The organism is Carboxylicivirga linearis, from assembly GCF_018271995.1.
GTDB classification, from domain to species: Bacteria; Bacteroidota; Bacteroidia; order Bacteroidales; family Marinilabiliaceae; genus Carboxylicivirga; species Carboxylicivirga linearis.
The window spans coordinates 1-26,071 of the sequence record NZ_JAGUCO010000021.1 but is presented as its reverse complement, the minus strand read 5'-3'; the positions used below and the strand labels follow the sequence as shown (position 1 = coordinate 26,071).

Genomic DNA, 26,071 nt, shown 5'->3' with positions numbered 1-26,071 from the left:
ATTATAGGCAATAGTTATTAACAATTTGCTAAACACCTATTTAATTCGGATGAATTGCTTCAATTGCTTTTCTAAATCTTCTGTAAGCCTATCTATATCGCCCGCTCCAAGAGTTAATACCACCTCCGGAACATTCTTTTTCATATCTAACAACAAGTCATCATAATTCAACAACTTAACATGTTGTAATTGCATTCTGTCTGCAATCATTTTTGAAGATACGCCATCAATTGGCTCTTCCCTTGCCGGATAAATATCCAACAAGTAAACCCTATCGCACTGATCTAATGCCTTCGCAAACTCATCGGCAAAATCCTTTGTGCGGGTATATAAATGCGGCTGAAAAACAACCGTTATTTTTTTATTTGGATAAATAGCTCTTACCGAAGAAACCGTTGCATTAATTTCCTCAGGATGATGTGCATAATCATCGATATAAATTAAATTATCCTCTCGAATACGATATTCAAATCTTCGTTTTATGCCTTGAAATTCAGGTAGGGCTTTTCGAATTTCATCTTCTTCAACTCCCGCTAAAAGAGCCAATCCAATTGCCCCAACAGCATTTTCAACATTCACCATTCCGGGCACCCCCATTTGTAATTTCATTATCTTCCCAAATGGAGTCTTAAGATTGAATTGATAGATACCGTCAACTTGCTTTAGATTAAAAGGATAAAAATCACCCTCTTCCTTAGCAGAATAGGTAAACACTTCCACATCTTCATCAGGTAATTCCACAGGAAGACCTTCTTTATGTAACAAAGCTCCACCCGGGTTAATCAACTGCACAAACTGATTAAATGCTTCATATACCTTTGATGCGTCACCATATATATCCAGATGATCAGCATCCATAGCTGAAATCAATGCCAGGTGTGGAGTTAACTGCAAAAACGAACGATCAAACTCATCCGCTTCCATCACCACATATGAAGATGCATCATCATGCAAGAAATTAGTCGAATAATTACGTGTAATTCCACCAAGGAAAGCATTACAACCAACCAGAGACTGCCTCATTAGATGAGCTGTCATACTTGATATGGTAGTTTTCCCATGTGTACCTGCCACACATATTCCTTCCATTCCACGAGTTAACAAACCTAACACTTCAGCCCTTTTCTTAACCTGAAAATTGTTTTGTCTATAATAGTTCAATTCACCATGTCCGACAGGGACAGCTGGGGTATAAACTACCAAACAATTGGATTGATCCTTAAAACTGTCTGGAATGTTATTTACATCATCCTGAAAGCTTACCCCTATACCTTCGTTAATTAAAGTTGAAGTTAATGCAGTTGATGTTTTGTCATATCCAGCCACATTTTTCCCTTGTTGTTTAAAAAAACGGGCCAACGCACTCATTCCAATTCCACCAATTCCGATGAAATACACACTTTTTATATCATCCAACTTCAGCATTTACTTCTTACTTTGTGCTAACTTTATTACTTCATTTGCTATATCTATGGCTGCCTCTGGCTTTGCCAATTGATTGATATTTTCTGACAATTGCTTTAATTTAACCTCATCCATAGCTAAAACAGACGCTTCGTGTACAATTGCATTCACATCACTATCCCTTACCAATATCGCAGCTTCTTTTTCAACGAGTGCCATCGCATTTTTTGTCTGATGATCTTCTGACACATTAGGTGATGGCACAAAAATGGTAGGCTTACCAAGTATCGCTAACTCCGAAATTGTTCCAGCTCCAGCACGCGACACCACCACATCAGCCATAGCAAAAGCCATGTCCATCCGACTGATAAAGTCAGTAACAATTACTTTATCTTTTAAACTCTCAGGCAAAGCCGTTTTCATTTCTTCGAAATAAAATTTACCTGTTTGCCATATCATCTGACAATCATCAGGCATATCAGCAATACCATGCAATATACCATTATTCACCGATCTAGCCCCTAAACTTCCACCAATCACCAAAATAGTCTTCTTATCTTCGCTTAGATTCCAAAATTCAGCTGCTTGTTTTTTGTCTACTGATGAAATTAAATTCCCTCTTACCGGATTGCCAGTCAGGATAATTTTTCCAGCCTCAAAAAATCGATCCATCTTGTCATAAGCCACACAAATTTTGACCGCTTTTTTAGACAGGATACGATTAGTTACGCCGGGAAACGAATTCTGCTCTTGCAATAAACAAGGAACCCCATTATTGGAAGCCACCCTAAGAACAGGACCACTGGCATAACCACCAACACCTACTGCCACATCAGGGTTAAAATCTTTAACAACCTTACGCGCTTTATTTAAACTTTTAATCAATTTAAATGGGAACGATAAATTCTTTAGTGTAAGTTTTCGCTGAAACCCGGCAACAGGCAAACCAACAATGTCGTAACCCGCATCCGGCACTTTCTCCATTTCCATCTTACCTTGTGCTCCAACAAATAAAATTTTAGCATTTGGAAGCTTTTCTTTTACAGCATTAGCAATAGAAATAGCAGGAAATATATGTCCTCCTGTTCCGCCTCCACTTATGATGACTTTAATTTCACTCATTGTTCTTCAATATTTTCTTCAACCTCAAGGGCTGATCGTTCCTTCATGTTATTTCTGCTGACACTCAATATGGCACCCAAAGCCAAACAAGTAAATAGCGTAGATGTACCTCCCATACTAACCAAAGGCAAAGGCTGCCCCGTAACAGGAAAAACTCCCACTGCCACTCCCATATTGATAAATGCCTGAACCGACAACAAGGTGGCCAGGCCAATTACCAGAAATGCGGGAAATGTTCTGGTGCTGGCACGAACAATAACACCAGACCGAAATAGTAATATCAAATAGGCCAACATCACCAGCAAAGCTCCAACCAAACCAAATTCTTCAGTAATAATGGCGAAAACAAAATCGCTATATGGATGGGGTAAAAAATATCGTTGATGACTATTACCCGGACCTTTTCCAAATACTCCTCCTGTAGCAATGGCCATTTTTGAACGCTCTGATTGATAATCGGCCGTATTACTATCATCATCTTCCATATGTCTCATAATACGAGCCTTCCACGTACTGGCTCGATGAAGAAACGGCACATATTCTGATGAGAAAATGATAACCGTTACAAAAATTAAAACGGCAGCCACCGTCCCTAATATATATTTTAGCGACACCCGACCTATAAACATCACAATTAATGCAGTGGCACCAATCAGGCCGGCTGTTGAAAAGTCTTCTTTAAAAATCAATCCACAAACAATACCTACATGAATCATTATAGGTTTAAATGCATCATTTGCATTACTATCATCGCGTTGATGTTGAGCCAATACCTTTGCAATAAACATCATTAAAGCCAATTTTGCCAACTCCGATGGCTGAAACGAAATACCTACCACCGGTAATGTCAACCATCTACTTGCCTGATTCAGACTGACACCTGTTAGTAAAGTTATCAACAACAAAGCTTCTGAAAAATAGAGAAACACAGTTGCAAAACGAGCAAACCACTTGTAATGCAAATGGTGCACTGCAATGATAATACCAATACCAACCATTAAAAATTTGGCATGCCTAAAAAGGTAATAAATAGCATTGCCATCGTGATGTTTATATGCCAGATTTCCGGTTGCACTATAAACAACCAAGCTTGAAAAAACAGCCAAAGCAATGATAACAAACCAAATGATTCGATCACCCTTGATATATTTGCGTAAGGTTTCGTTCATTATAATATTCTACAAATCTCTTACAGTATCTTTAAACTGATTTCCTCTGTCAATATAGCTGCTAAACAAATCAAAACTTGCACAGGCTGGCGACAATAAAACCACATCCCCTTTTTTCCCTTGTTGATAAGCTAACTCAACTGCTTCTTTCATTGATCTGGCTTCTTTAATAACCTGTACTTCTTTTCCAAATGAATTGATAAGCTTGCTATTATCAGTACCCAAACAGATTAAAGCTTTTACTTTCTTTCGGGCCAGAGGTAATAAATCTTCATAATCATTTCCCTTATCAACACCACCTGCAATCCACACCACGGGTTTATCCATACATTCTAATGCATACCAGGTAGAATTTACATTGGTAGCTTTTGAGTCGTTTATAAATTCAATTCCTCTTACCGAACACACTTTCTCTAAGCGATGCTCAACTCCCTTAAAAGAAGTTAGACTTTCGCGAATAAATTTCTTTTTAATCTTTAATACCGATGCTACAATTCCGGCAGCCATCGAATTATAAAGATTGTGTTTACCTTGCAATGAAAGTTCCTGTGATAGAATACTCATAGTGTCCTGGTTGTAATTAATAATTACCTCGTCATTAGTGACGTACGCTCCACTTTTCAGTATATCCTTTTGAGTGAAGGGTATCAGGTTAGATTTATAAATGTGATGTACTAATTCATTAACAATATTCTCATCGTCTTCACAATAGATAAAAACATCCTCTTCTGTCTGATTTTGAGCAATCCGAAATTTACTTTCGATATAGTTTTGCATTTTAAAACCATATCTATCCAGATGATCGGGAGTAATATTCAGCAAAACAGCTACATCAGCCCTGAAATCAAACATTCCATCCAGCTGAAAACTACTCAATTCAATCACAAACCAATCCGGTTTTCTCCCTTCGGCAAGCTGCCGTGCCAGACTCGTCCCCACATTACCTGCCAATTCAACATTTATTCCGGCATTCTTCAGTAAATCATAAATCAATAAAGTGGTGGTAGTTTTACCATTGCTACCGGTAATACAAATTGACTTACAATCCATATATCTTCCCGCAAATTCAATTTCCGAAATAACCGGTATCCCTTTTCCTTTTGCTTTTAAAATCAAAGGAATATCATCAGGTATTCCAGGACTTTTCATTATTTCATCAGCCAGAAGAATTTTATCTTCGCTATGCTTATTATCTTCAAATTCTATTCCCGCATTGATAAGCTCAGTTTTATGCTTTTGTGTGATACTGGCTTTATCAGAAACAAACACAGTCCACCCCTTTTGCACAGCTAACAAAGCTGTTCCAACACCACTTTCGCCTGAACCGAGAATAACCAGCCTCTTCATTTTATCTTACTTTTAAGGTTACAATAGTTAATATTGCCAGTATGATACCAATAATCCAGAATCGAGTCACAATCTTAGATTCGGTATATCCTTTTTTTTGATAATGATGATGGAGAGGAGCCATTTTAAAGATACGCCGCCCTTCACCATATCTCTTTTTGGTATATTTAAACCAACTCACCTGCATCATCACTGACACATTCTCTACCAAAAAGATTCCACAAAGTATTGGTATCAACAGCTCAATGCGCAACAAAATGGCAAACACCGCTATAATACCTCCCAGAGTTAAACTTCCGGTATCACCCATAAAAACCTGAGCAGGAAATGAATTATACCATAAAAAGCCAACTGTAGCCCCGATAAAAGCAGCTATAAACACAACTAATTCTTCGGAGTGTGGGATGTACATTATATTCAAATAGTCGGCATAAATCATATTACTCGACAGGTATGCAAATACACCTAGCGTAGATCCTATTATAGCCGATGTTCCCGTAGCTAATCCATCTAACCCATCTGTAATATTAGCTCCATTCGAAACCGCTGTAATGATGAATATAACAGCCACAACAAAAACCAGCCATCCCCATTTCTCAGCCTGATCACCTAAAAACCATACGACTTTTGAATAGTTAAATCGATTACTCTTTACAAATGGTATGTTTGTTACCGTTGATTTTGTATCCTTAGTAGCCGGCCTTTCAATCATTGTGCCATCTTCAGCCTGCACCACAACAACTTCATCCGGAATTCTTTCGCGGACAACAACATCATCACTGGCAAAAAGCGTTATACCCACTATCAAACCTAAACCAACCTGACCGGCAATTTTAAATTTACCAGCCAAACCTTCTTTATCTTTTTTAAATACCTTGATATAATCATCAACAAAACCAATTGCCCCCAACCAGATTGTAGATATAATCATTAAGATAATATAGACATTATCCAACTTACTCAACAAAAGAACCGGCACCAGAATAGCGGCAATAATGATAACACCTCCCATAGTTGGCGTACCTTTTTTAGCATATTGCCCTTCTAAGCCCAAATCGCGAACTACTTCTCCAATCTGTTGCCTTTGAAGTTTCTTAATTACCTGCTTTCCAATAATAGCTGCAAATAACAAAGCTATGATAACAGCCATACCGGCACGAAACGTGATGTATTGAAAAACTCCTGCTCCCGGGAAGTTTAATGTTTCAAGATATCTAAACAAATAGTACAACATTAGCTCTTATTCTTCAGCGTTAAAAATTTCGTTTATTACTTCCCGGTCATCAAAGTGATTTTTCACTCCTTTTACCTCCTGATAGGTTTCGTGTCCTTTACCGGCCACCAAAATAATGTCGCCCGGCTGGGCCACAACACAGGCTGTTCTGATAGCTTCCTTTCTATCCACTATCGACAGCACTTTTATTCTTTCTTTGAAGGTCACACCCTTCATCATCTCTTCAACTATCTGAGCAGGATCCTCGCTTCTTGGGTTATCGGATGTCAATATCACTCTTGAACTTCCCTGCACAGCTTCTTTTGCCATCTCTGGTCGTTTCATTGGATCGCGATCCCCACCAGCTCCTACTACGGTTATTAACTGCTGATTACCCTGACGCACGAGATTAATGGTTTCAATCACATTTTTTAAAGCATCCGGTGTGTGTGCATAATCAACAATAGCCGTTTTTCCTGTTTTTGATCGAATGGTTTCAAATCGGCCATCCACAGATTTTAACTGACTCAAAGCAACCAACACTTCCATTTTATCGAAGCCTAACAATACGGCAGCCCCGTATACAGCCAAAAGATTCTGAGCATTAAAGTTACCAACAAACTGAGTCCAAATCTCATGACCATCAATATCTAACTGCATGCCCTCAAACATGCTTTCAATAATCTTTGCTTTGAAAGTACCCATTCCTTTTAACGAATAGGTATTTTTAGCAGCACGGGTGTTTTGCATCATCACCATGCCATTTTTATCGTCAGCATTAACCAGACTAAATGCTTCTTTATCCAGGTTATCGAAAAACGATTTTTTAGCTTCAATATAAGCCTTGAATGTCTTATGGTAATCGAGGTGATCATGCGTAATATTGGTGAATAATGCTCCGTCAAACTGCAAACCTTCCACTCTATTTTGATCCAGAGCATGCGAACTTACTTCCATAAAGCAATAATCGCAACCTGCCTCAACCATTTCGGCCATCAATTTATTAATAGCTACAGAGTCGGGTGTTGTATGAGTAGCCTCTACTTTTTCGTTCCCTATGTAGTTGGCAACCGTTGAAAACAGCCCTGCTTTATACCCCATTATTGAAACCATTTTATACAACAAAGTGGCAATGGTCGTTTTTCCATTGGTACCTGTAACCCCTAGTAACTTTAATTGTCGCGATGGATAATCATAAAAGGCCGACGCCATTTTGCCTAACACCAAAGAACTATTCTCAACAACAACTATCGTAACATCATCAGGATATTTTTGAGGCTGATCTTCGCACACCACACATTTACAGCCAGCATCAATTACTTGTGGAATAAATTGATGTCCATCTGCCACTGTCCCTTTCACTGCAACAAAAACAGATCCTTCTTTTGCTTTTCTTGAATCGAAGCATATATCGGTTACATCCAGGTCTCTTTTATTAAAGATCTGCCTGATATCTACCTCTTGTAATATTTCGAATAATTTTTTCACTTATCTTCTTTCAACTAGCCCATTTGCAAATAAATTGTCGATCCTTTCCTAAAATTCTGACCAGCCGTCATGGATTGCTGTCTCACACGCCCCACTCCTTTAATCACCACTTTCAATCCCATATTCTCAAGAATCGAAACAGCATCCTTAGCTCCCATCCCTAAAACGCTTGGCACCAACCCTTCGGGAAAACTTTTAACCGTTAGATTAATATCATGCTCGCGAGCTTTGGTTGATGCCCACTCTGAATTAATTTCTTTGCCTTTTACATTAATACCAACCTCATCAAACACAGCCAACAGATCCTCTTTCAACCCACCTTTAGCATACGGAAGATATTCATCAACAGGTATTTCAAACTGTTTCTTCACATCCGGATGATCATAATTTTGTGCATAGACACGATCTGCTATTTCACCAAATACCGAACCTGCAACAAGATTACCGTAATATACATTGTTAGACGGCCCATTGACAACAACTATACAACTATAAAGTGGTCTGTCAGCAGGAAAATACCCTACAAACGATGCCTGATATTGAACTCCGCCCTGGCCTTTGTATCCTGTGTTACCTTTTGCTATTTGAGCCGTACCTGTTTTTCCGGCTATTTGATATCTGTTATTTTTTATATTTTTCGCAGTCCCATGTTCCACCACTCCTACCAATAAATCATGTACTTTTTCAATAGTACCCAATGAACATATGGATGGATTAAGCACTTCAGTTTTATTTTGCTGAATAATTTCTCCATGATGGGCAATCGCGTCAACAAATAGGGGCTTTACCATTTTTCCATTATTAGCCACCGCATTATAGAAAGTTAAAACCTGAAGTGGAGTTAACTGAGTTTCGTACCCAATAGACATCCATGGCAATGTTGTTCCCCACCAATCCTTCTCTCCCGGATACTTTATACGCGGTATTCCTTCTCCTTTTATTTCAATACCCAAAGGATCTTTTAATCCCATTAAGTAAAGACGATCAACAAACTTCCGTGGATTATCTTTATAGTTATTGAAGATTATTTTTGATATTCCAACATTCGATGATTTCTCAAACGCCTCACGCACAGAGATAGTACCAAAACCACCGTGATGACTATCTGTCATTCTACGATCGTAAAAATAGCAGTAGCCCTTGCCCGTTTCAATGCTATCATCGAGGCTCACAACATTATCTTCCAAAGCCACCATCATAGAGGCTAATTTAAATGTTGAACCTGGCTCAGTAGCTTCACCAATGGCATAATTATATTGCTCATCATAATCACCGTAAGAAGTCAACCCTAAATTTGCAATGGCTTTAACTTTACCGGTATTTACTTCCATCAACACAGCACAACCATGATCAGCTTTATGCTTTCTTAACTGCTCAAGCAAGGCATGCTCCGCCACATCTTGTAAACCAATATCAATGGTGGTAATAATATCTTTTCCATCTGTAGGCTCAATTTCTTCTTCAACCACCCAATTACCAGCAACGCGCGTACGATTACTAATACCACTGATTCCTTTAAGCGTATTGTTATAAGCCATTTCTAAACCAAATCGCCCGCCCAAATCCTTTTCAGCATATAAGCTTCCAATGGTTCGTGAAGCTAAATCACCAAAAGGTAATTTCCTTCGCTCGTATTTCTTTTCAATAAAACCACCTTTATTGGGACCCAGTCTAAACAAAGGAAATTGCTTCACTTCTTTCAGATCTGTAAAAGAAATTCGTCGGGGATGAACCTGGTAATATCTCTTTCCTTGGGCTCTTGCTTTTTTAAGGTTATTTCGATAGTAATTAACAGAGTGGTCTCCATAAAATTTAGACAGACAAATAGCCAAACTATCAACGTTAGCATTAAATACTTCGTCCGTCAGACCATTGGCACGCATATCCATATAAATACGATATGTAGGCACCGAGCAAGCCAGCTTACGCATATCCGAAGCTAGAATATCTCCTCTGTTAGCATCTATAATGATGTCTTTATTATTTAGCTTCTTTTCTTCTTCAGCCCACTTATCTCCTTCAACAACCTGCAGAAAAAGAGCGCTGACAATAATCCATACAGCCAACAGACCTATACTGATATAGACCACTCCAAATCGTAATATGATCCCTTTTTTAATCTGCATTCCGATTATTTTCGCACTTTTAATTTACGTGGAGGCTCTGTCAATTCCTCAAGATTCAAATTATTAGCTCGCACTTTCTTTAGCACTTCACTTTGCTTACTCATATACATCAATTCCGATGATGTGGTAATAGCCTCGTATCGCAATTCTTTTAAATCTTTATTCAAGGTGGCAACATTGCGCATTAGCTCTTCCATCTTGTAGTGATTTCCGATATACAAAAAGCCCATAAATGCCAAGTAAATAAAGAATGGCATCTGTTTGGTCACCATTGTTCGGGTAAAGATTCTACCATTGATGATATCGCGAAACGAAACACTCTTTATCTCACCAAATTCCTCTTTGGATTGAATAAAGTCTGTGAATTTATTTTTACGCCAATTCATACTCTCTCTGCTATTCTTAGTTTAGCACTTCTGGCTCGCCCATTTCTTTCTATCTCCTCATCTGAGGGAGCAATAATTTTTCTATTCACCGCTTTAAATGGAACATTGGTTTGTCCATATATATCCTGCTCAGCGTTTGTTTTATCACAACTTCCTGATCGAATAAAATTCTTCACCAAACGATCTTCTAAACTATGGTAAGAAATAACACTTAAGCGCCCTCCAACAGCAATTGCATCAGTTGAAGCATGTAAAACGGCTTTTAACACCTCCATCTCCTGATTAACTTCTATTCGCAATGCTTGAAATACCTGTGCTAAAAATTTCGATTGTTCTTTTTTAGGTCCACATTTTTCAGCTACCTCTTTTAAATCAGTAGTCGTTTCAAATAAATTACTTTGACGATGCTTAATAATCTGCCCGGCCAACTTACCCGATTGCTTTATTTCGCCATACTGCCAAAACAATCTTTTTAAATCCAACTCTGAATACTGATTAACAATATCGGCTGCCGTTCGCTTTAACTGCTGACTCATACGCATATCTAATTGCGCATCAAAACGGAATGAAAAACCTCTTTCAGCTTCATTAAAATGATGAGATGACACACCCAGATCACCAAGTATACCATCCACCTTATCAACACCTATAAATTTTAGAAAGTGAGTTAAATATCTGAAGTTGTGACGCACAAAAATCAAACGATCATCATCCGGCCTATTGAGATATGCGTCCGCATCCTGATCGAATACAATTAATTTACCTTCATCTAACCGGCTTAGAATTTCCCGGCTATGACCTCCTCCACCAAAAGTTAAGTCGACATAAGTGCCGTTCGGCTTAATCGCCAAACCATCCACCGACTCTTCCAACAACACTGGTATATGATATTCTTGTTCCATGCGCTATTATTTACCCTACTCAACATCCAAAGAATCACTTCCCAGCAATTCTTCAGCTAAATCACCCAGTTCATCACCCTCTATATCTCCGGCTTCAAACTGCTGCTTACTCCACAACTCAATACTACTACCCACCCCCAGCAAAACTACCTCACCGTGTATGCCAATCATATCCATCAATCGTTTTGGCACTAAAAAACGCCCATTCGAATCCAAAGTTACTTCCCCAGCAGAACGATACATCAAACGCTTTAACCGCCTATCCTTTTGACGGTATGCACTCAACTTTTCTTCCAACACCTTCACCTCTTGCAGCCAATGATCGTAAGGAACCAAAACAAGACAATCTTCAAACAAATCTTTCCTGACCACAAAGCACTGCTGCTCACCTCCACTCATTGCTTTTTTAAAGAGAGAAGGCAACACTATGCGCCCCTTAACATCGGGCTTACAAACAAAATCGCCTATAAACGTGATCATTACAAAATTGAAATTGGTAACGTAAAAGTAAATAAAAAAGAAACCACTTCCAACCACTTTATACCACTTTACACCACTTTGTTAATAACTTTCCTATCAGCACTTACAGTAAAAACCATTTTCATTGAATTACTGCCATTATTTTTAATTATTTTTCTAAACTTTGGACGCAAATTGTTAATAAGTACCATGAGTGATAATACACAACCGGCAAAACTGATTGATATTGATAATGTATTTGAACAGAAAAATCCGGCACTAAAAAAATACATACCTGGTTTTCTGATTAAATACCTAAAGCGAATCACCCATCAAGAAGAAATTAATGAGTTCATTGCCAATAACGCTCAGTTTTATGGGATAGATTATGCGGAGGCTATTGTAAAAAATTTCGGTGCAAGATACATTATTCAAGGCAAAGAAAATATACCTAAAGAAGGAAGATTTGTTTTTGCAGCTAACCACCCATTAGGCGGTTTGGATGGGATGGTATTTGTAGCAGCTGTAGGTAAGTTTTTTAACCAATTAAAATTCCCGGTTAATGATATTCTGATGAATATTAAAAACCTCGGTTCCATTTTCTTACCGATCAACAAACATGGTGGACATAGTAAAATTGCTGCACAACAAATTGAGGAAGCCTATGCCAGTGATCAACAAATATTAATGTTTCCAGCCGGATTAGTATCACGAAGAAAAAAAGGCCAGATAAGAGATCTGGAATGGAAAAAAACATTTATCGCTAAGGCCAAAAAGCACAAGAGGAGCATTATCCCCGTTCATATTTCAGGAGAAAACTCCAACTTCTTTTATAATCTGGCAAATCTTAGAAAGAATTTAGGCATCAAAGCTAACATCGAGATGCTTTATCTGGTTGACGAGATGTATAAACAACATAACCAAACCATTACAATTACTTTTGGCAAACCTATTTCTGTTGAAGAACTAAATAATAACACATCTCCACACGAATGGGCTCAAAAAATAAGAGATGAAGTTTATGCCTTGAAAAAATAAACTAAATTTGTATTTGCATTAACAAAAACACTGAATGAGAGCAAAAGACATAATACCTCCTGTACCTCGCGAAGAACTTGAGGCTGAGCTTACACAGGAAACTTTTGTTAGAAACACCAATAAGGGGAATAACAAAATTTACGATTTTACTGCTCACCAGGCACCTGCCCTAATGAAAGAGGTAGGCCGACTGAGGGAAGTAAGTTTTCGCATGGCAGGTGGAGGAACAGGTAAAGACGCTGACATTGACGATTATGATATAGCAGAGGTACCTTATCGTCAGCTTATCGTTTGGGATCCGGACGAAAAAGAGATTTTAGGTGGCTACCGTTATTTACTTGGTAGTGATATACCGGTTGATGAAGAAGGCAATGTTAAATTGGCCACTTCCAGACTTTTTCATTTTTCGAAAAAGTTCATAAAAGAATTTCTTCCCAACACCATCGAATTAGGACGTTCATTTGTTCAACCTATATACCAATCGTCAAAGGCAGGAGCAAAAAGCCTTTTCGCATTGGACAATCTTTGGGATGGACTTGGATCTTTAATTGTTAGTCATCCAGAGATGAAATATTTCTTTGGAAAAGTAACGATGTACACACATTACAATCAGGATGCCCGAGATCTAATTCTTGGATTTATGGCAAAACATTTTAATGATCCGGATAATTTAATTTATCCACATGCCCCGGTTAAAATTGGCTTAACCCCGGACGATTTGAAAGAGATTTTTCCCAATGACACTTTTGCTGAGGATTATAAGATCTTAACTAAAAAAGTACGTGAATTTGGAGAAAATATTCCTCCATTGATTAACGCTTACATGAACCTTTCTCCATCAATGAGGACCTTTGGCACAGCCATTAACGATCGTTTTGGAGACGTAGAGGAAACCGGTATAATTATTACCATCAATGAATTGTACAAACAAAAAGTTGGACGTCACGTTACTACTTTTAAACCTGACGAACCACACAAATAATACGATCACAAAATAAAGAAAGAGCTGCAATCAAACAATTGCAGCTCTTTTTTTTTATATATTTATTCAGAATCGAACCATTATGATAAAACATTTTGATTTAGTAGTTATTGGCAGTGGTCCGGCAGGATATTCTGCAGCAATAAGAGCCCTTGATTACGGATTACACGTTTGCATTGTTGAAGGCAAACATCTGGGTGGAGCGGGCATTATGAATGGTGCTTTAACATCAAAAACCATGTATGAGCTCAGCATGGATTATGCAGTAGCTGCCCGTACCGACAGAGGATTTCGATCAGGCTCTTTAAGTGTCGACTTCAGCGAAGTAAAAAAGACAGTTATCAGAGCTGCTAAGGAAAAACAATATCAAATGCTCAGTCAGATTGAAACCTTTTCGCCCGAAAAATGTGAAAATGGCTCTTTATCCATTGAATACGGATGGGCTCAATTCAAATCTGTTACATCAATTGAAGTTATCAATGGTGATTCGAAACAAGAAATCACAGGTAAAAATTTTGTGATTGCTACCGGTTCTCGCCCAAGAGAATACGATGGTCTGCAAATTGACGGAGAGCGCATTATAACATCGGATGGTATTTTGAATTTAAAAGAATTCCCGGAGCGTATGCTAATTATTGGTTCCGGTATTATCGGATGTGAATTTGCAACTATCTTCTCAAACTTCGCACAAACAGAAGTACACTTATTAGACAGATCACATAGAGTTCTTCCATACGAAGACGATGATGTTAGCGACTTTGTTTCTGATAACCTGGAGAAAAATGGAGTTCTGATTCATCACACTGCTACGCTACGCAATATCAAAAAACATCAAACCCACCTTGAAGTCGTTCTTGATTATCAGGATGGACACAGTAAAGTAATTGAAGTAGACGTGGCTTTAGTTGCTATTGGACGCATACCCAATACCGAAGGTCTTGGATTAGACAAAATAGGAATAAACGCTATGGCAAATGGAACCATTCCCATTCAGGATGATTGCGTGTTACACGATGCCAAAGGACACTGTCATATTTATGCGGCCGGAGATGTAACAGGACACACACAATTATATAGCGTTGCAGAATTTCAAGGAAGGTTAGCTGCTGAAAAAATTGGAGATATTCCACAATATCCTCTTGACTACTCACACATGTCAACTCTTATGTTCTTTAAACCCGAAGTAGCAGCCGTTGGTGCCAACGAAAAAATATTGCAACATAAAAAAATACCATATAAAGCTGCTTACTACTCAAACAAACTGGTTAACAGAGCAATTGCAATGCGAAACACCAATGGTTTTGTAAAAATACTAGTAAGCAACGACGAAGATCAACGAATCCTGGGAATGAGAGCAGCAGGCCCACAGGCTTCAGCTTTTATTGTTTCTGTAGCCCATCTAATCAATCAAGGAAATAGCATACACGAAGTATTAAAAATTTTCTATCCTCACCCTAGCATCCCTGAAGGAATACAAGAATGCCTGAGGACGATCAACAATAAATCGGTTTATAAAAAAGAAGCTTTTCCAGATCTAATACATATCAGAGAGTGGTATCCTGAATAAAATACATCATCATGGCAAAAACCAATAAATTCAGATTTTCATTTATCATTGTATTATTAATCGGTATATGGTTATTGTTGCCTCATCATATAAGAATGGCACTTACCTATTGGTTTCCAGGCATTGAAGATTATAAGATTTTTGATAACAGAACAGTGATAGCTGCAGATGATGCATTTATTTGGCCTTTAGCTTCAGATTACAATCAGACAGAACTTTCTTCAGAATATAGAGACACGCTTGAAAGCTATCAGACAATTGCCTACCTGGTTATTCAAAATGATAGTATTATTTACGAAGAATATTGGGATGACTTTGGTCCTGAATCTTATACCAACTCATTCTCAGCTGCAAAAAGCATTGTTTCTCTGTTAATAGGAGCAGCCATTGATGATGGCTACATTCAATCCGTAGACCAAAAAGTTGGAGATTTTCTTCCATATATGAATGATGGAAAAAATGCTGAACTGAAAATTCGAAACTTGTTAACCATGAGCAGTGGTTCTAATTGGGACGAAAGTTACACAAGTCCATTATCAATGACCACCAAGGCTTATTATGGAAACAACCTGACAGATTTGGCCAAAGATATGTATATCGTTGATGATCCAGGCAAGATCTACTCATATAAGAGTGGAGACTCTCAGCTTCTATCTCAGGTTTTAATACATGCAACTGGTAAAAGTCTAAGCGAGTATACTTCTGAAAAACTATGGAAACCCATGGGAGCCTCTCAAAATGCACTTTGGTCGCTAGATAAAAAAAATGGAACAGAAAAAGCATACTGCTGCTTTAATAGCAATGCCCGTGACTTTGCCTTGTTGGGAGCCTTAATCAATCATCAAGGATATTGGAGAAATCAGCAAATCATAAGTGAAAATTACATTAATGATGCTACAACTTCTGCCAATTACTTAAAAACTGAGGATAACAAACCTGTTGATTTCTATGGCTTTCAATATTGGATACTAAATTATGATGGAATGAAAATACCTTATGCACGCGGGATATTAGGACAGTATATTTTTTCAATTCCAGAAAAGAATGCCATTATTGTTCGCTTAGGACACAAGCGAAGTAAGGTAAAAGTAAACTATCATCCTTCGGAAATTTACAGCTACTTAGAAATGGGAATTAACCTTTTAAAATAAAAAAAGGCCGGAACAACCGGCCTCTCTTATCTTATATTGTATACTTCTTAATAAGCTCTTCCGCCATTACCTTCAACAAAATTGATATATGAAGTATTCACTACTTTATTACCTCCTGGTGTTGGATAGTCACCAGTAAAATACCAGTCTCCTTTATCATCAGGACAAGCTGTATGAAGATTTTCAATGGTTTGATATACCAATTCAACTTCAGCATCAATATCTTCAGGACGTAACATTTCAGAAATTTTAGCAGAAATTTGTTCTGGTGTAAAAGGTCTGTAAATTTCTTTAACGTAGTTTACAATCTCCTCTTTAGGAAGATTCTGTTGTTCTTTACACTTTTTGTAAACATCATCAATAACCTTCTCCTGACCTGAGTCCTTCAATAACTCAATAGCTGCTGAGAAAGCACAGAAATCTTTCAACTTAGCCATATCGATACCGTAACAATCAGGATAACGAATTTGAGGTGCTGATGAAACAACAATAATTTTCTTTGGATGAAGACGATCTAAAATTCTTAGGATACTTTTCTTCAAAGTAGTACCTCGAACAATTGAGTCATCAATAATAACAAGAGTATCAACCCCATTCTTTACAATACCATAAGTAACATCGTAAACGTGAGCCACCATATCATCCCTGCTATCGTCATCAGCAATGAAAGTACGCATCTTAACGTCTTTGATAGCTATCTTTTCAACCCTTGGCTCAACAGCTAATATCTCATCCAATTCTTCAGGAGTAATATCTTTTCCTTTGTCAAGAATTTTCCGCTTCTTAACCTGATCCAATTCCTGACGGACACCATCCATCATTCCATAAAAGGCAGTCTCAGCAGTATTTGGTATATATGAAAATACCGTATTCTCAACGTCGTAATTTACTTTCTCAAGTAGTGTTTTAGCTAATAGTCGACCTAAATCCTTACGTTCGAGATAGATTTTCTTATCGCTACCACGAGAGAAGTAAATACGCTCAAACGAACAAGAAGTACGCTTTTGAGGTACTCTTACTAACTCTTCAGTAACAGTGCCATCCTTTTTAATAATTAAAGCATGTCCTGGTTTTAATTCCTGTACCTGCACTGAACGAACATTCATAGCAGTTTGAATAACCGGACGCTCCGATGCTACTACCACAATCTCATCATCCTTGTAGTAACAAGCCGGACGAATACCCCAAGGGTCACGAGTTACAAAGGCATCACCATGACCAATTAATCCTGCTAAAGCATATCCTCCATCCCAACGACGACTTGAACGTTCCAGAATCTCACGAACATCCAATTCCTGCTCAATAGCAAATGAGATATCACGATTACTCAACCCTTCATTCTTATGCTTTCTGAATAACATTTGGTTTTCTTCATCTAAAAAGTGACCAACGTTTTCAAGTATGGTAACCGTATCGGTATAATCTTTAGGATGCTGACCTAAATCAAAAAGAGATTTGAAGATCTCATCAACATTGGTAAGATTAAAATTACCTGCCATTACCAAATTACGCGATCTCCAGTTATTTTCTCGCATAACAGGATGCACGTATTCAATACTGTGATTCCCAAAGGTTCCGTAACGCAAGTGGCCTAAATAGAGCTCTCCGGCAAATGGTAAGTTCTCTTTAGCATATTTTGGATCTTTCAACAACTCAGGTTCATGATCCTGCAACTTAACCAATGGCTCATTAATCTTCTCAAAAATATCCTTTATAGGATTTGTCTTGTTCGATCTTTGTCTGAAAAAATACTTTTTCCCCGCCTCCTGATCAATCTTTAAGTTAACTGCTCCTGCACCATCCTGTCCACGATTGTGCTGCTTCTCCATTAACAAGTACAGTTTATTTAAACCATACATCCATGTACCGTACTTTTCCTGATAATACTCTAACGGTTTTAATAAACGTATAAGAACAATACCGCACTCGTGCTTAATCTGATCACTCATGTTTTCTCCTTAAAAAATGATGCGCAAATTTAAATTCTATTTTTCAATCGCCCAACTTGGACTATATAAAATAAAGAAGCCGGATTACTCCGGCTATTTCTATCTTACTTACAATTCTTCCATTCTTACCATTCCCTTAACTACATAACAGTTAGGAAAAAACTCTTTCAAGTCCTTGAGCAAAGGTAAGGCTTCATGCTTATTCCTGTAACTACCTACTCTAACCCTCCAAAATGGTGGATTATAAGTGGTGGTAATTTTAGCATCCGGAAACTCTTCCAGAACTTTGGTTTTAACATCCATTGCATTGCGCTTGCCTTGTGGACCAGATCCTGAAAAAAGCTGAATCTGATAGCCATCTACTCCTCCTTTACGTTCATTCTCTTTCACCATTGTTTCCATCAAAAAATCTATTCCCTGATCCTGATGAATGGTAACAACTCCTTGTCCCTCTTTTATGGTCTGTACTTCCTCTGTTAGATTTTGTGCCTTTGTACTAAAACCAAAACCAATACATGTTATTATAATGATAAGAAAATGCTTCATTCTATTCCTTTTTGGAAGCCACAAAGATAAATAATCTTAGCATTTAAAACTCATCAGTAGTTATTATTTTATTCATAGGTAGGCACAACAAAAATAGGCCTGGTCGAACTATTTATTAACTCATTAGCAAAAGGCTTAAAAATATTTGCGAAAGGATTATGACTATGATTTATATGCACAGTAATTAAATCTGCATCTTTTTCTTCTGCAAAATCAATAATTTTTTGAACTGGCTTTGCTCCAACCAAAACAGATTTTTCTACTTCAACACCAGCTCGGGTAACAAAATATCTTTCCACTTGACGATTAAACATAGCCACACGTTTTAGCAAATACTGCAGTTTTGTTTCTCGCATTGTGACTAAAAAAACTTTTGACTTAAAAGCTGCTGCGATCCCGGCAACAACCGGTATTTTTTTTCTACTTGGTTTCGAAAAATCAACAGGCACCACTATTTTTCTAATTCCTCCATTCCATTTCATCTCCTGATTTAATACCATAACAGGGCAGGGAGCATGAGCTACTAAACTATAAGCATTACTCCCAATCCATTTACTTTGAAAACCAGAATCTCCATGCGCCCCCATAACAATCATACTCGAATCATCGTATTTTGCCTGATTGCTGATTTCGTGTACTACATTTCCTTCTCGTACTTTATAATCAAACTTTCCACCTGGCACTACATATTCGGCATCATATTTTTCAAGCAATTCCTTTAACCACTGATCCACTTTTTCATTCAACCTGTATTCTGCCTGATTTTTTGCATATGTAGGTGCGTAAGATAAACCCGTTTTAACATGCATTAATCTCACATTAGCATTAATATGGTTTGCTACTGCAATTCCATATTCCATTGCATTAATTGCTGCTTCAGAAAAATCAATAGGGATTAATACTCTTTTCATGGAAGTTGGATTTTGATTTATATTTAAATATAATAAAATTTTGATGGATTCATTTACCTTTCAAAACATTATACCATCAAAAAAATCTCAGTTTCCATTTTTTGGAATGTTAGTTAATATCAATTAAAACAACTGCTTATATTGGCCAATGCGAAAGTATGCATTACATTTGCACCCGCAAACCGAGAAGTCTAATATTTCCCATACAATACGAAATGAACTTTAATAATGTAAAACCTTTGACATCGACAAAATCAGGTAAAAAACTATTTATCGAAACGTACGGATGTCAGATGAATGTTGCCGACAGTGAAGTGGTAGCCTCTGTGATGGAGATGGATGGTTATGGAGTAACTTACGAAATGGATCAGGCTGATGCTATTTTCATTAATACATGCTCCATCAGAGATAATGCTGAGCAAAGAGTTATGGGACGCTTGCAACAACTGACTGCAATGCGAAAAAATAATCCTGATTTGATTATTGGCATTATTGGTTGTATGGCCGAAAGGGTAAAGGATCAGCTTTTTGAAAAAGGCGCTAACATTGTAGTAGGACCAGATGCCTACATGGATTTACCTAATTTAATTGGAATGGCTGAAAATGGCGAAAAAGCCATTAACGTAGAATTATCTACCAATGAAACATATGCTGATGTTGTTCCATCAAGAATTAGTAAAAATCGAATCTCAGGATTTGTTTCTATTATGCGAGGCTGCAATAACTTCTGCTCATACTGCATTGTTCCATACACACGCGGAAGAGAAAGAAGCCGACAACCCGAAAGCATTAAAAGAGAAATTCAGGACTTACAAGATAAAGGCTTCAAAGAAATCACCCTTTTAGGCCAAAATGTTAATTCTTATAACTGGACGGGAAATGAATGCAATAAACTTAATTTTCCTGGCCTGTTGAATTTTGTAGCAGGTAATTTTCCTGATATGAGAATAAGGTTTACCACCTCGCATCCTAAAGACATGTGTGACGAAACCTTAAAAGTAATGGCTAAACATCCAAATATTTGCAAGCACATTCATTTACCGTTACAATCGGGAAGTAGTAAAATACTTAAACTAATGAACCGCAAATACGACAGGGAATGGTATATGGAACGTATCTCTGCTATTAAAACAATACTGCCCGAATGTGGTTTATCGACAGATGTATTCTGTGGTTTCCATAATGAAACAGACGAAGATCATAAAGAGACCCTTAATCTAATGAAATGGGTTGGTTATGATTCCGCATTTATGTTTAAATATTCTGAGCGTCCAGGAACCTATGCAAGCAAACACCTTGAAGACAACGTGCCAGAAGAAGTTAAATCAAAACGCTTACAGGAAATAATTGATCTTCAAACTGAACTATCGATTAAAAGCAATAAAGCTGATATTGGAAAAACATATGAGGTTTTGGTTGAAGGTACATCTAAAAAATCGAAAGATGAACTATTTGGCAGAACCTCACAGAATAAAGTAGTTGTATTTCCAAAAGAAAATTACAAGACCGGTGATTTTGTTTCCGTTAAAGTAACAGAAGCTGGATCTGCAACTTTAAAAGGCATCTCAATAAAATAACCCATTATGAACGAAAAAATTAAAGAATTCAGAGAGTATCGATCGGCCATGAATGAAAAACTTCTGGCCGGTAACAACAAGGTAATTAAGCGAATTTTCAATCTTGATACCAACACTTACATGGAAGGTGCCTTATCAACCAAAGTAAAAGAAATGCTAGGTTTGGTAAGCTCTATGGTTTTACGTTGTGATGATTGTATTAAATATCATTTGGAGAAATGCCATGAACAAGGTGTTACAAACGATGAAATGATGGAAATCTTTTCCGTTGCCAATTTAGTAGGAGGCACCATAGTTATTCCTCACACACGAAGAGCCATTGAATACTGGGAATTATTACACGAAAAATAATAAAACTCCTAATAATATATTAGAAAGCACCTTAACAGGGTGCTTTTTTGTATTACACAAAAAAGCAGAAGACATTCAACCTTCTGCTTTTCTAATTTAAAATATTTTTAAATATAAAACCGGGAAGCGCACTTCCCGGTCTTTCCTTTACTAATTAAACCAATAATAGGTCATCAGAAAAGGGCTTTGGACGGTCACAAAAAAAGAAATACCTATCGAGTTCATGCTTTTTCATTGATTTAAGCACTCCCTCCTTCACATTAAACAGACTCAGCTGACTTTGATTCATCTCTGACAAACGCTGTACTGCCATTAAAGCATTCAATCCATCATCATCTACCTTCTCTACTTTTTCCAAATCCACAATTAAATTTGTGAATGGTCGCTTTAATATATCCATCATGCGAGATTTAAGATCACCAGAGTTTTTTAAATCTATGTTCTCCTCTTTCTCAAACGATACTAATGTGGTATTTTTAAAAACTTTAATATTCATGGCTTCGGGTATTTATGCCAATTCATTAAACAAGCCCCGTACCACAATTTATATATACTTGATTTACTGGTATTTAAATTTTACCCACCTATTCATTATTCCATTATAAAGAATGTATTCCATATTATGGACACTTTTTATCAATTTAAACTCCTCAAGCATTAATAAAAGCCTATATACTTTCTATTACCAATAGATTAAGCTAATTTTGCACCAAACATTTTATAGTATAACATGATAAATGAGTTAAACTTTGATTCGATTCGTCCTTATAAAGACAACGAAATACACGAAGTTTTTGAACGATTAAAGAACGAACATGATTTTTTAGAATTAATCAAGTTCCTTTATCCCAATTTTTCAACTGAAAATTTTCTTAAAAAGCTATTAAGTATCCAAAGTATAAATGAGTTTCAGGCTGAAGTCATTTATCCATATGTAAAAGAAGTTTTACGAACTACAACCAAAGGAATTACACATTCGGGCTTAACTGATCTTGATCCGAATGGTCATTACTTATTCATATCTAATCACCGCGATATTGTGTTGGATTCTGCCATCCTAAATATATTAATGGTAGAAAATAACTTTAACACAACAGAAATTGCTATCGGCGATAATCTATTGATATTTCCATGGATCACCGACCTGGTTAAATTAAATAAGACTTTCATTGTCAATCGCAATCTGCCTGTTCGTCAAATGATGGAAAGTTCAACCAGACTATCACATTACATCAGAAAAACACTTGCTGAACGAAATCAAAGTATTTGGATAGCCCAGCGAGAAGGAAGATCAAAAGATGGTGATGACAGAACTCAAATCAGTCTTTTAAAGATGATGAATATGAGTGGAACGGGAACTTTTGCTGAGAATTTTGGCGAATTAAATATTGTACCTGTTTCTATCTCGTACGAATATGATCCGTGTGATTATTTAAAGGCTCTGGAGTTTCAAATGAAAAGAGATAATCCGGAATATAAAAAGTCGCAGGCGGATGATTTAAAACACATGGGCGCCGGATTAAGAGGTAGAAAAGGTCGTGTTCATTTTGGTTTCGGAAAACCCATTAACCATAGTCATTTGCAAAAATTAAATGAATTACCTAAAAACGATCAGTTACAAGAATTAGCAGAAATGATTGATCAGCAAATTCACAATAACTACAAATTTTTCCCAGGTAATTTTATAGCTGATGATTTATTTACCAATCATACCAGACACACTAAAAAATACACAGAAGAAGATAAATCCATCTTTTTGGGCTATTTAGATGAACATTTGTCTCGAATTGATGGCGACAGAGATTATCTTCATAATGTACTTTTAGAAATGTATGCCAACCCGGTGAAGAATTTTTACACATCAGACGAGAAATAATAAATTTATATAATGCAAAAAAAATCCGCAAGATGACTCTTGCGGATTTTTTTATGCTTTTGCGTTTTTTTACTTCTCTTTTAAAGTCAACGCAATATTTAATTCTTCTAATTGATCAGCACTAATTGGCGAAGGAGAATCAATCATTACATCGCGACCAGCATTATTTTTTGGAAATGCAATTACATCACGAATAGAATCTATCCCAGCAAACAAAGCTACTAATCTATCAAATCCAAATGCTACACCACCATGAGGAGGCGCTCCATACTTAAAGGCATTCATCAGAAATCCGAATTGAGCTTCTGCTTCTTCTTCAGTAAAGCCTAGCAGCTTAAACATTTTTTGCTGTAACTCATCATTAAAGATACGGATGGAACCACCACCTATCTCAACACCATTAATCACTAAATCGTAAGCATTAGCTCTTACTTTTCCAGGATCTTTTTCCAACAAATCGAAATCTTCGGTTTTTGGAGAAGTAAAAGGATGGTGCATCGCATAAAAACGCTCAGTATCTTCATCCCATTCCAATAATGGGAAGTCTACAACCCATAGTGGAGAAAATGAATTTTTATCTCTTAAACCTAATCGAGAACCCATTTCAAGGCGCAACTCACATAGTGCATTTAACGTTTTATTTAAAGCTCCTGCCAAAATAAGAACCAAATCACCAGCCTTTGCATTAAACTTCTCACCTAACGCTAATAGTTGATCCGCATTAAAAAATTTATCAATGGATGATTTTACCGATCCATCAGCATTGTATTTAATATAGATCAAACCTCCAGCTCCGATCTGTGGTTTCTTAACAAAATCTGTTAACTGATCCAACTGCTTGCGTGAATAATCAGCACAACCATTAGCACAAATACCTCCAACATAATCAGTCGTGCTGAATAATTTAAATTCAGAGTCCTTAACGTCTTCGGTGATATCAACAAACTTCATTTCAAAACGGGTATCAGGCTTATCTGATCCATAATACTTCATGGCATCAGCATATGATAATCGTGGAAATTCGTAATCTAGTTCAATACCTTTTATGGTTTTGAATAGATGTTTGGTCATCCCTTCGAATGTATTTAAAATGTCATCTTGCTCTACAAACGACATCTCACAATCAATCTGCGTAAACTCAGGTTGACGATCGGCTCTTAAATCTTCATCACGAAAACATTTTACAATTTGAAAATAGCGATCAAAACCACCTACCATCAATAACTGCTTAAACACTTGTGGTGACTGAGGCAAGGCATAAAATTGTCCTTCATTCATGCGAGAAGGTACCACAAAGTCACGTGCTCCTTCAGGAGTAGACTTTATTAAGACAGGTGTTTCTGTTTCAATAAAATTCTGTGTATTTAAATAATTACGGATTTCGAAACCCATCTTATGACGTAGAACCAGATTATCTCTAACTGGTGCTCGACGTAAGTCAAGATATCGATATTTCATTCGTAATTCATCACCCCCATCTGTGTTATCTTCAATTGTAAAAGGAGGTAACTCTGATGAATTTAGAATTTTTAATTCTTCCACCAAGATCTCAATTTCTCCTGTTGGAATTTTTGAGTTTTTACTACTACGTTCCGCAACAACACCTTTAACTTGAATTACAAACTCTCTACCCAAATCGTTCGCTTTCTCACATAATTCTTTATGCAATTCTTCATTAAAAACAAGTTGAGTAATACCGTATCTGTCACGCAGATCGATAAAAGTCATTCCTCCTAAGTTACGTACTTTCTGTACCCATCCACTTAACGTTACAGATAGGTCTAAGTGTTCCTTTCTTAATTCACCGCAGGTATGTGTTCTGTACATTGTAATTCTTTGTTTACTACTGCAAAAGTATAATTGTACGCAGTAATTCTCTCGTTTAAATTTAACTTTGCGAAAATAGTAAGAAAAAAGTAATTATATAGTCGTATAACAATCGGATTAATAATAAATATGGATCAAATAAACTTTTCTGACCAATACTTTATGAAACAAGCCTTCATAGAAGCTGAAAAAGCATTTCAAAAAGAAGAAGTACCTGTGGGAGCTATTGTTGTTTGTGAAGGACAAATAATATCTCGGGCTCATAATTTAACTGAAACACTAAACGATGTGACTGCACATGCTGAGATGTTAGCTATAACTTCTGCATCCGAATTTTTAGGAGGAAAATACTTAAATCAATGCACCCTTTATGTAACTCTTGAACCATGCACAATGTGTGCTGGAGCATTAAACTGGGCACAATTAAAAAGGCTTGTATTTGGTGCTAATGATGAAAAAAGAGGATATGAACGCTGCTCCCCAGTATTAACCCATCCAAAAACTGAAATAACAAAAGGCATAATGGAAGAAGAATGCAAAGAGATTATCCAGCGATTTTTTAGAAAGAAACGATAACCAATAAACACAAAAAAACCCGTTGCTCATGATTGAACAACGGGTTTTCCTAAAAAAGGGCGGCGACCTACTCTCCCACTTCTACGCAGTACCATCGGCGCTGC

The 26,071-nt window shown here is 37.0% G+C and carries 23 protein-coding genes; 8 read left to right on the top strand and 15 right to left on the bottom strand.

Features of this window, described 5'->3' with window-relative positions; all coding sequences use genetic code 11:
* Positions 1-36: 36 nt before the first annotated feature.
* Genes murC through KEM10_RS18645 form a run of 10 tightly spaced genes read right to left on the bottom strand, consistent with a single transcriptional unit; the run spans position 37 to position 11,637 of the window.
* Positions 37-1,425 carry a UDP-N-acetylmuramate--L-alanine ligase gene (gene murC, locus KEM10_RS18690; protein ID WP_212217932.1) on the bottom strand — a complete coding sequence of 463 codons (1,389 nt, stop codon included), beginning with the start codon at positions 1,423-1,425 and terminating at the stop codon, positions 37-39.
* On the bottom strand, positions 1,426-2,526 hold the full coding sequence (murG, locus tag KEM10_RS18685; RefSeq protein ID WP_212217929.1) for an undecaprenyldiphospho-muramoylpentapeptide beta-N-acetylglucosaminyltransferase: 1,101 nt from the start codon (positions 2,524-2,526) through the stop codon (positions 1,426-1,428).
* The gene (locus KEM10_RS18680; RefSeq protein ID WP_212217926.1) at positions 2,523-3,695 is read right to left on the bottom strand and encodes an FtsW/RodA/SpoVE family cell cycle protein; all 1,173 of its coding nucleotides are present in this window, start codon (positions 3,693-3,695) and stop codon (positions 2,523-2,525) included. Before KEM10_RS18680 ends, murG begins: the two co-directional genes overlap by 4 nt.
* A 9-nt stretch (positions 3,696-3,704) precedes the next feature.
* Positions 3,705-5,042: a UDP-N-acetylmuramoyl-L-alanine--D-glutamate ligase gene (gene murD, locus KEM10_RS18675; protein WP_212217923.1), complete on the bottom strand. Its 1,338-nt coding sequence runs from the start codon at positions 5,040-5,042 to the stop codon at positions 3,705-3,707.
* A 1-nt stretch (position 5,043) separates the two neighbouring features.
* Positions 5,044-6,264: a phospho-N-acetylmuramoyl-pentapeptide-transferase gene (gene mraY / locus KEM10_RS18670; protein ID WP_244826012.1), complete on the bottom strand. Its 1,221-nt coding sequence runs from the start codon at positions 6,262-6,264 to the stop codon at positions 5,044-5,046.
* A gap of 18 nt (positions 6,265-6,282) precedes the next feature.
* Complete coding sequence (locus tag KEM10_RS18665) at positions 6,283-7,743, bottom strand: UDP-N-acetylmuramoyl-L-alanyl-D-glutamate--2,6-diaminopimelate ligase (protein WP_212217917.1); 1,461 nt, start codon at positions 7,741-7,743, stop codon at positions 6,283-6,285.
* A 14-nt stretch (positions 7,744-7,757) separates the two neighbouring features.
* Entirely contained in the window at positions 7,758-9,869 is a 2,112-nt protein-coding gene (locus tag KEM10_RS18660) for a penicillin-binding protein (protein WP_212217914.1), read from the bottom strand.
* A 5-nt stretch (positions 9,870-9,874) separates the two neighbouring features.
* Positions 9,875-10,255: an FtsL-like putative cell division protein gene (locus KEM10_RS18655; protein WP_212217911.1), complete on the bottom strand. Its 381-nt coding sequence runs from the start codon at positions 10,253-10,255 to the stop codon at positions 9,875-9,877.
* Positions 10,252-11,157 carry a 16S rRNA (cytosine(1402)-N(4))-methyltransferase RsmH gene (rsmH, locus tag KEM10_RS18650; protein ID WP_212217908.1) on the bottom strand — a complete coding sequence of 302 codons (906 nt, stop codon included), beginning with the start codon at positions 11,155-11,157 and terminating at the stop codon, positions 10,252-10,254. Before rsmH ends, KEM10_RS18655 begins: the two co-directional genes overlap by 4 nt.
* A 15-nt stretch (positions 11,158-11,172) precedes the next feature.
* Positions 11,173-11,637, bottom strand: a complete 465-nt coding sequence (locus KEM10_RS18645) for a division/cell wall cluster transcriptional repressor MraZ (protein ID WP_212217905.1) — start codon at positions 11,635-11,637, stop codon at positions 11,173-11,175.
* 189 nt (positions 11,638-11,826) lie between these two features.
* Between KEM10_RS18645 and KEM10_RS18640 the strand changes: the two genes are divergently transcribed.
* The 4 genes from KEM10_RS18640 to KEM10_RS18625 all read left to right on the top strand — a co-directional run bounded on the left by KEM10_RS18640 (position 11,827) and on the right by KEM10_RS18625 (position 16,354).
* On the top strand, positions 11,827-12,654 hold the full coding sequence (locus tag KEM10_RS18640; protein WP_212217903.1) for a 1-acyl-sn-glycerol-3-phosphate acyltransferase: 828 nt from the start codon (positions 11,827-11,829) through the stop codon (positions 12,652-12,654).
* Positions 12,655-12,688: 34 nt separating this feature from the next.
* Positions 12,689-13,636, top strand: coding sequence for a GNAT family N-acetyltransferase (locus KEM10_RS18635; RefSeq protein WP_212217900.1), 948 nt, complete (start codon positions 12,689-12,691; stop codon positions 13,634-13,636).
* Between the two features lie 82 nt (positions 13,637-13,718).
* The gene (locus tag KEM10_RS18630; protein WP_212217897.1) at positions 13,719-15,203 is read left to right on the top strand and encodes a dihydrolipoyl dehydrogenase family protein; all 1,485 of its coding nucleotides are present in this window, start codon (positions 13,719-13,721) and stop codon (positions 15,201-15,203) included.
* An 11-nt stretch (positions 15,204-15,214) separates the two neighbouring features.
* Entirely contained in the window at positions 15,215-16,354 is a 1,140-nt protein-coding gene (locus KEM10_RS18625; RefSeq protein ID WP_212217894.1) for a serine hydrolase domain-containing protein, read from the top strand.
* Between the two features lie 47 nt (positions 16,355-16,401).
* Here the strand turns inward: KEM10_RS18625 and KEM10_RS18620 are convergent, their stop codons facing one another.
* The 3 genes from KEM10_RS18620 to KEM10_RS18610 form a co-directional block, all read right to left on the bottom strand.
* Positions 16,402-18,303 (bottom strand): amidophosphoribosyltransferase, encoded by a 1,902-nt coding sequence (locus tag KEM10_RS18620; RefSeq protein WP_212217891.1) that lies wholly within the window; start codon positions 18,301-18,303, stop codon positions 16,402-16,404.
* Positions 18,304-18,411: 108 nt separating this feature from the next.
* Entirely contained in the window at positions 18,412-18,849 is a 438-nt protein-coding gene (locus KEM10_RS18615; RefSeq protein WP_212217888.1) for an SPOR domain-containing protein, read from the bottom strand.
* A gap of 68 nt (positions 18,850-18,917) precedes the next feature.
* Positions 18,918-19,760: a universal stress protein gene (locus tag KEM10_RS18610; RefSeq protein ID WP_212217885.1), complete on the bottom strand. Its 843-nt coding sequence runs from the start codon at positions 19,758-19,760 to the stop codon at positions 18,918-18,920.
* Positions 19,761-19,975: 215 nt separating this feature from the next.
* On the opposite strand from KEM10_RS18610, the gene miaB reads away from it, so the two are divergent.
* Complete coding sequence (miaB, locus tag KEM10_RS18605; RefSeq protein ID WP_212217882.1) at positions 19,976-21,337, top strand: tRNA (N6-isopentenyl adenosine(37)-C2)-methylthiotransferase MiaB; 1,362 nt, start codon at positions 19,976-19,978, stop codon at positions 21,335-21,337.
* A gap of 6 nt (positions 21,338-21,343) precedes the next feature.
* Positions 21,344-21,688, top strand: a complete 345-nt coding sequence (locus KEM10_RS18600) for a carboxymuconolactone decarboxylase family protein (protein ID WP_212217879.1) — start codon at positions 21,344-21,346, stop codon at positions 21,686-21,688.
* A 154-nt stretch (positions 21,689-21,842) separates the two neighbouring features.
* On the opposite strand, the gene KEM10_RS18595 is transcribed toward KEM10_RS18600, so the two are convergent.
* A complete protein-coding gene (locus tag KEM10_RS18595) occupies positions 21,843-22,184 on the bottom strand; it encodes an STAS domain-containing protein (RefSeq protein WP_212217876.1) in 342 nt (113 codons plus the stop codon).
* 234 nt (positions 22,185-22,418) lie between these two features.
* Here KEM10_RS18595 and KEM10_RS18590 point away from each other — a divergent pair, with 234 nt between their 5' ends.
* Positions 22,419-23,564, top strand: a complete 1,146-nt coding sequence (locus tag KEM10_RS18590; RefSeq protein ID WP_212217873.1) for a 1-acyl-sn-glycerol-3-phosphate acyltransferase — start codon at positions 22,419-22,421, stop codon at positions 23,562-23,564.
* Between the two features lie 69 nt (positions 23,565-23,633).
* Here KEM10_RS18590 and aspS read toward each other — a convergent pair whose 3' ends face one another.
* A complete protein-coding gene (gene aspS, locus KEM10_RS18585; RefSeq protein ID WP_212217870.1) occupies positions 23,634-25,391 on the bottom strand; it encodes an aspartate--tRNA ligase in 1,758 nt (585 codons plus the stop codon).
* Positions 25,392-25,520: 129 nt separating this feature from the next.
* Between aspS and KEM10_RS18580 the strand changes: the two genes are divergently transcribed.
* Positions 25,521-25,967 carry a nucleoside deaminase gene (locus KEM10_RS18580; protein ID WP_212217867.1) on the top strand — a complete coding sequence of 149 codons (447 nt, stop codon included), beginning with the start codon at positions 25,521-25,523 and terminating at the stop codon, positions 25,965-25,967.
* Positions 25,968-26,071 lie beyond the last annotated feature (104 nt).

What these genes read in the sequence shown, in the direction of transcription:
- murC (WP_212217932.1), bottom strand. Translation starts at nt 1,425, where the DNA reads ATGCTGAAGTTGGATGATATAAAAAGTGTGTATTTCATCGGAATTGGT.
- murG (WP_212217929.1), bottom strand. Translation starts at nt 2,526, where the DNA reads ATGAGTGAAATTAAAGTCATCATAAGTGGAGGCGGAACAGGAGGACAT.
- KEM10_RS18680 (WP_212217926.1), bottom strand. Translation starts at nt 3,695, where the DNA reads ATGAACGAAACCTTACGCAAATATATCAAGGGTGATCGAATCATTTGG.
- murD (WP_212217923.1), bottom strand. Translation starts at nt 5,042, where the DNA reads ATGAAGAGGCTGGTTATTCTCGGTTCAGGCGAAAGTGGTGTTGGAACA.
- KEM10_RS18660 (WP_212217914.1), bottom strand. Translation starts at nt 9,869, where the DNA reads ATGCAGATTAAAAAAGGGATCATATTACGATTTGGAGTGGTCTATATC.
- KEM10_RS18655 (WP_212217911.1), bottom strand. Translation starts at nt 10,255, where the DNA reads ATGAATTGGCGTAAAAATAAATTCACAGACTTTATTCAATCCAAAGAG.
- rsmH (WP_212217908.1), bottom strand. Translation starts at nt 11,157, where the DNA reads ATGGAACAAGAATATCATATACCAGTGTTGTTGGAAGAGTCGGTGGAT.
- KEM10_RS18645 (WP_212217905.1), bottom strand. Translation starts at nt 11,637, where the DNA reads ATGATCACGTTTATAGGCGATTTTGTTTGTAAGCCCGATGTTAAGGGG.
- KEM10_RS18640 (WP_212217903.1), top strand. Translation starts at nt 11,827, where the DNA reads ATGAGTGATAATACACAACCGGCAAAACTGATTGATATTGATAATGTA.
- KEM10_RS18635 (WP_212217900.1), top strand. Translation starts at nt 12,689, where the DNA reads ATGAGAGCAAAAGACATAATACCTCCTGTACCTCGCGAAGAACTTGAG.
- KEM10_RS18630 (WP_212217897.1), top strand. Translation starts at nt 13,719, where the DNA reads ATGATAAAACATTTTGATTTAGTAGTTATTGGCAGTGGTCCGGCAGGA.
- KEM10_RS18625 (WP_212217894.1), top strand. Translation starts at nt 15,215, where the DNA reads ATGGCAAAAACCAATAAATTCAGATTTTCATTTATCATTGTATTATTA.
- KEM10_RS18620 (WP_212217891.1), bottom strand. Translation starts at nt 18,303, where the DNA reads ATGAGTGATCAGATTAAGCACGAGTGCGGTATTGTTCTTATACGTTTA.
- KEM10_RS18615 (WP_212217888.1), bottom strand. Translation starts at nt 18,849, where the DNA reads ATGAAGCATTTTCTTATCATTATAATAACATGTATTGGTTTTGGTTTT.
- KEM10_RS18610 (WP_212217885.1), bottom strand. Translation starts at nt 19,760, where the DNA reads ATGAAAAGAGTATTAATCCCTATTGATTTTTCTGAAGCAGCAATTAAT.
- miaB (WP_212217882.1), top strand. Translation starts at nt 19,976, where the DNA reads ATGAACTTTAATAATGTAAAACCTTTGACATCGACAAAATCAGGTAAA.
- KEM10_RS18600 (WP_212217879.1), top strand. Translation starts at nt 21,344, where the DNA reads ATGAACGAAAAAATTAAAGAATTCAGAGAGTATCGATCGGCCATGAAT.
- KEM10_RS18595 (WP_212217876.1), bottom strand. Translation starts at nt 22,184, where the DNA reads ATGAATATTAAAGTTTTTAAAAATACCACATTAGTATCGTTTGAGAAA.
- KEM10_RS18590 (WP_212217873.1), top strand. Translation starts at nt 22,419, where the DNA reads ATGATAAATGAGTTAAACTTTGATTCGATTCGTCCTTATAAAGACAAC.
- aspS (WP_212217870.1), bottom strand. Translation starts at nt 25,391, where the DNA reads ATGTACAGAACACATACCTGCGGTGAATTAAGAAAGGAACACTTAGAC.
- KEM10_RS18580 (WP_212217867.1), top strand. Translation starts at nt 25,521, where the DNA reads ATGGATCAAATAAACTTTTCTGACCAATACTTTATGAAACAAGCCTTC.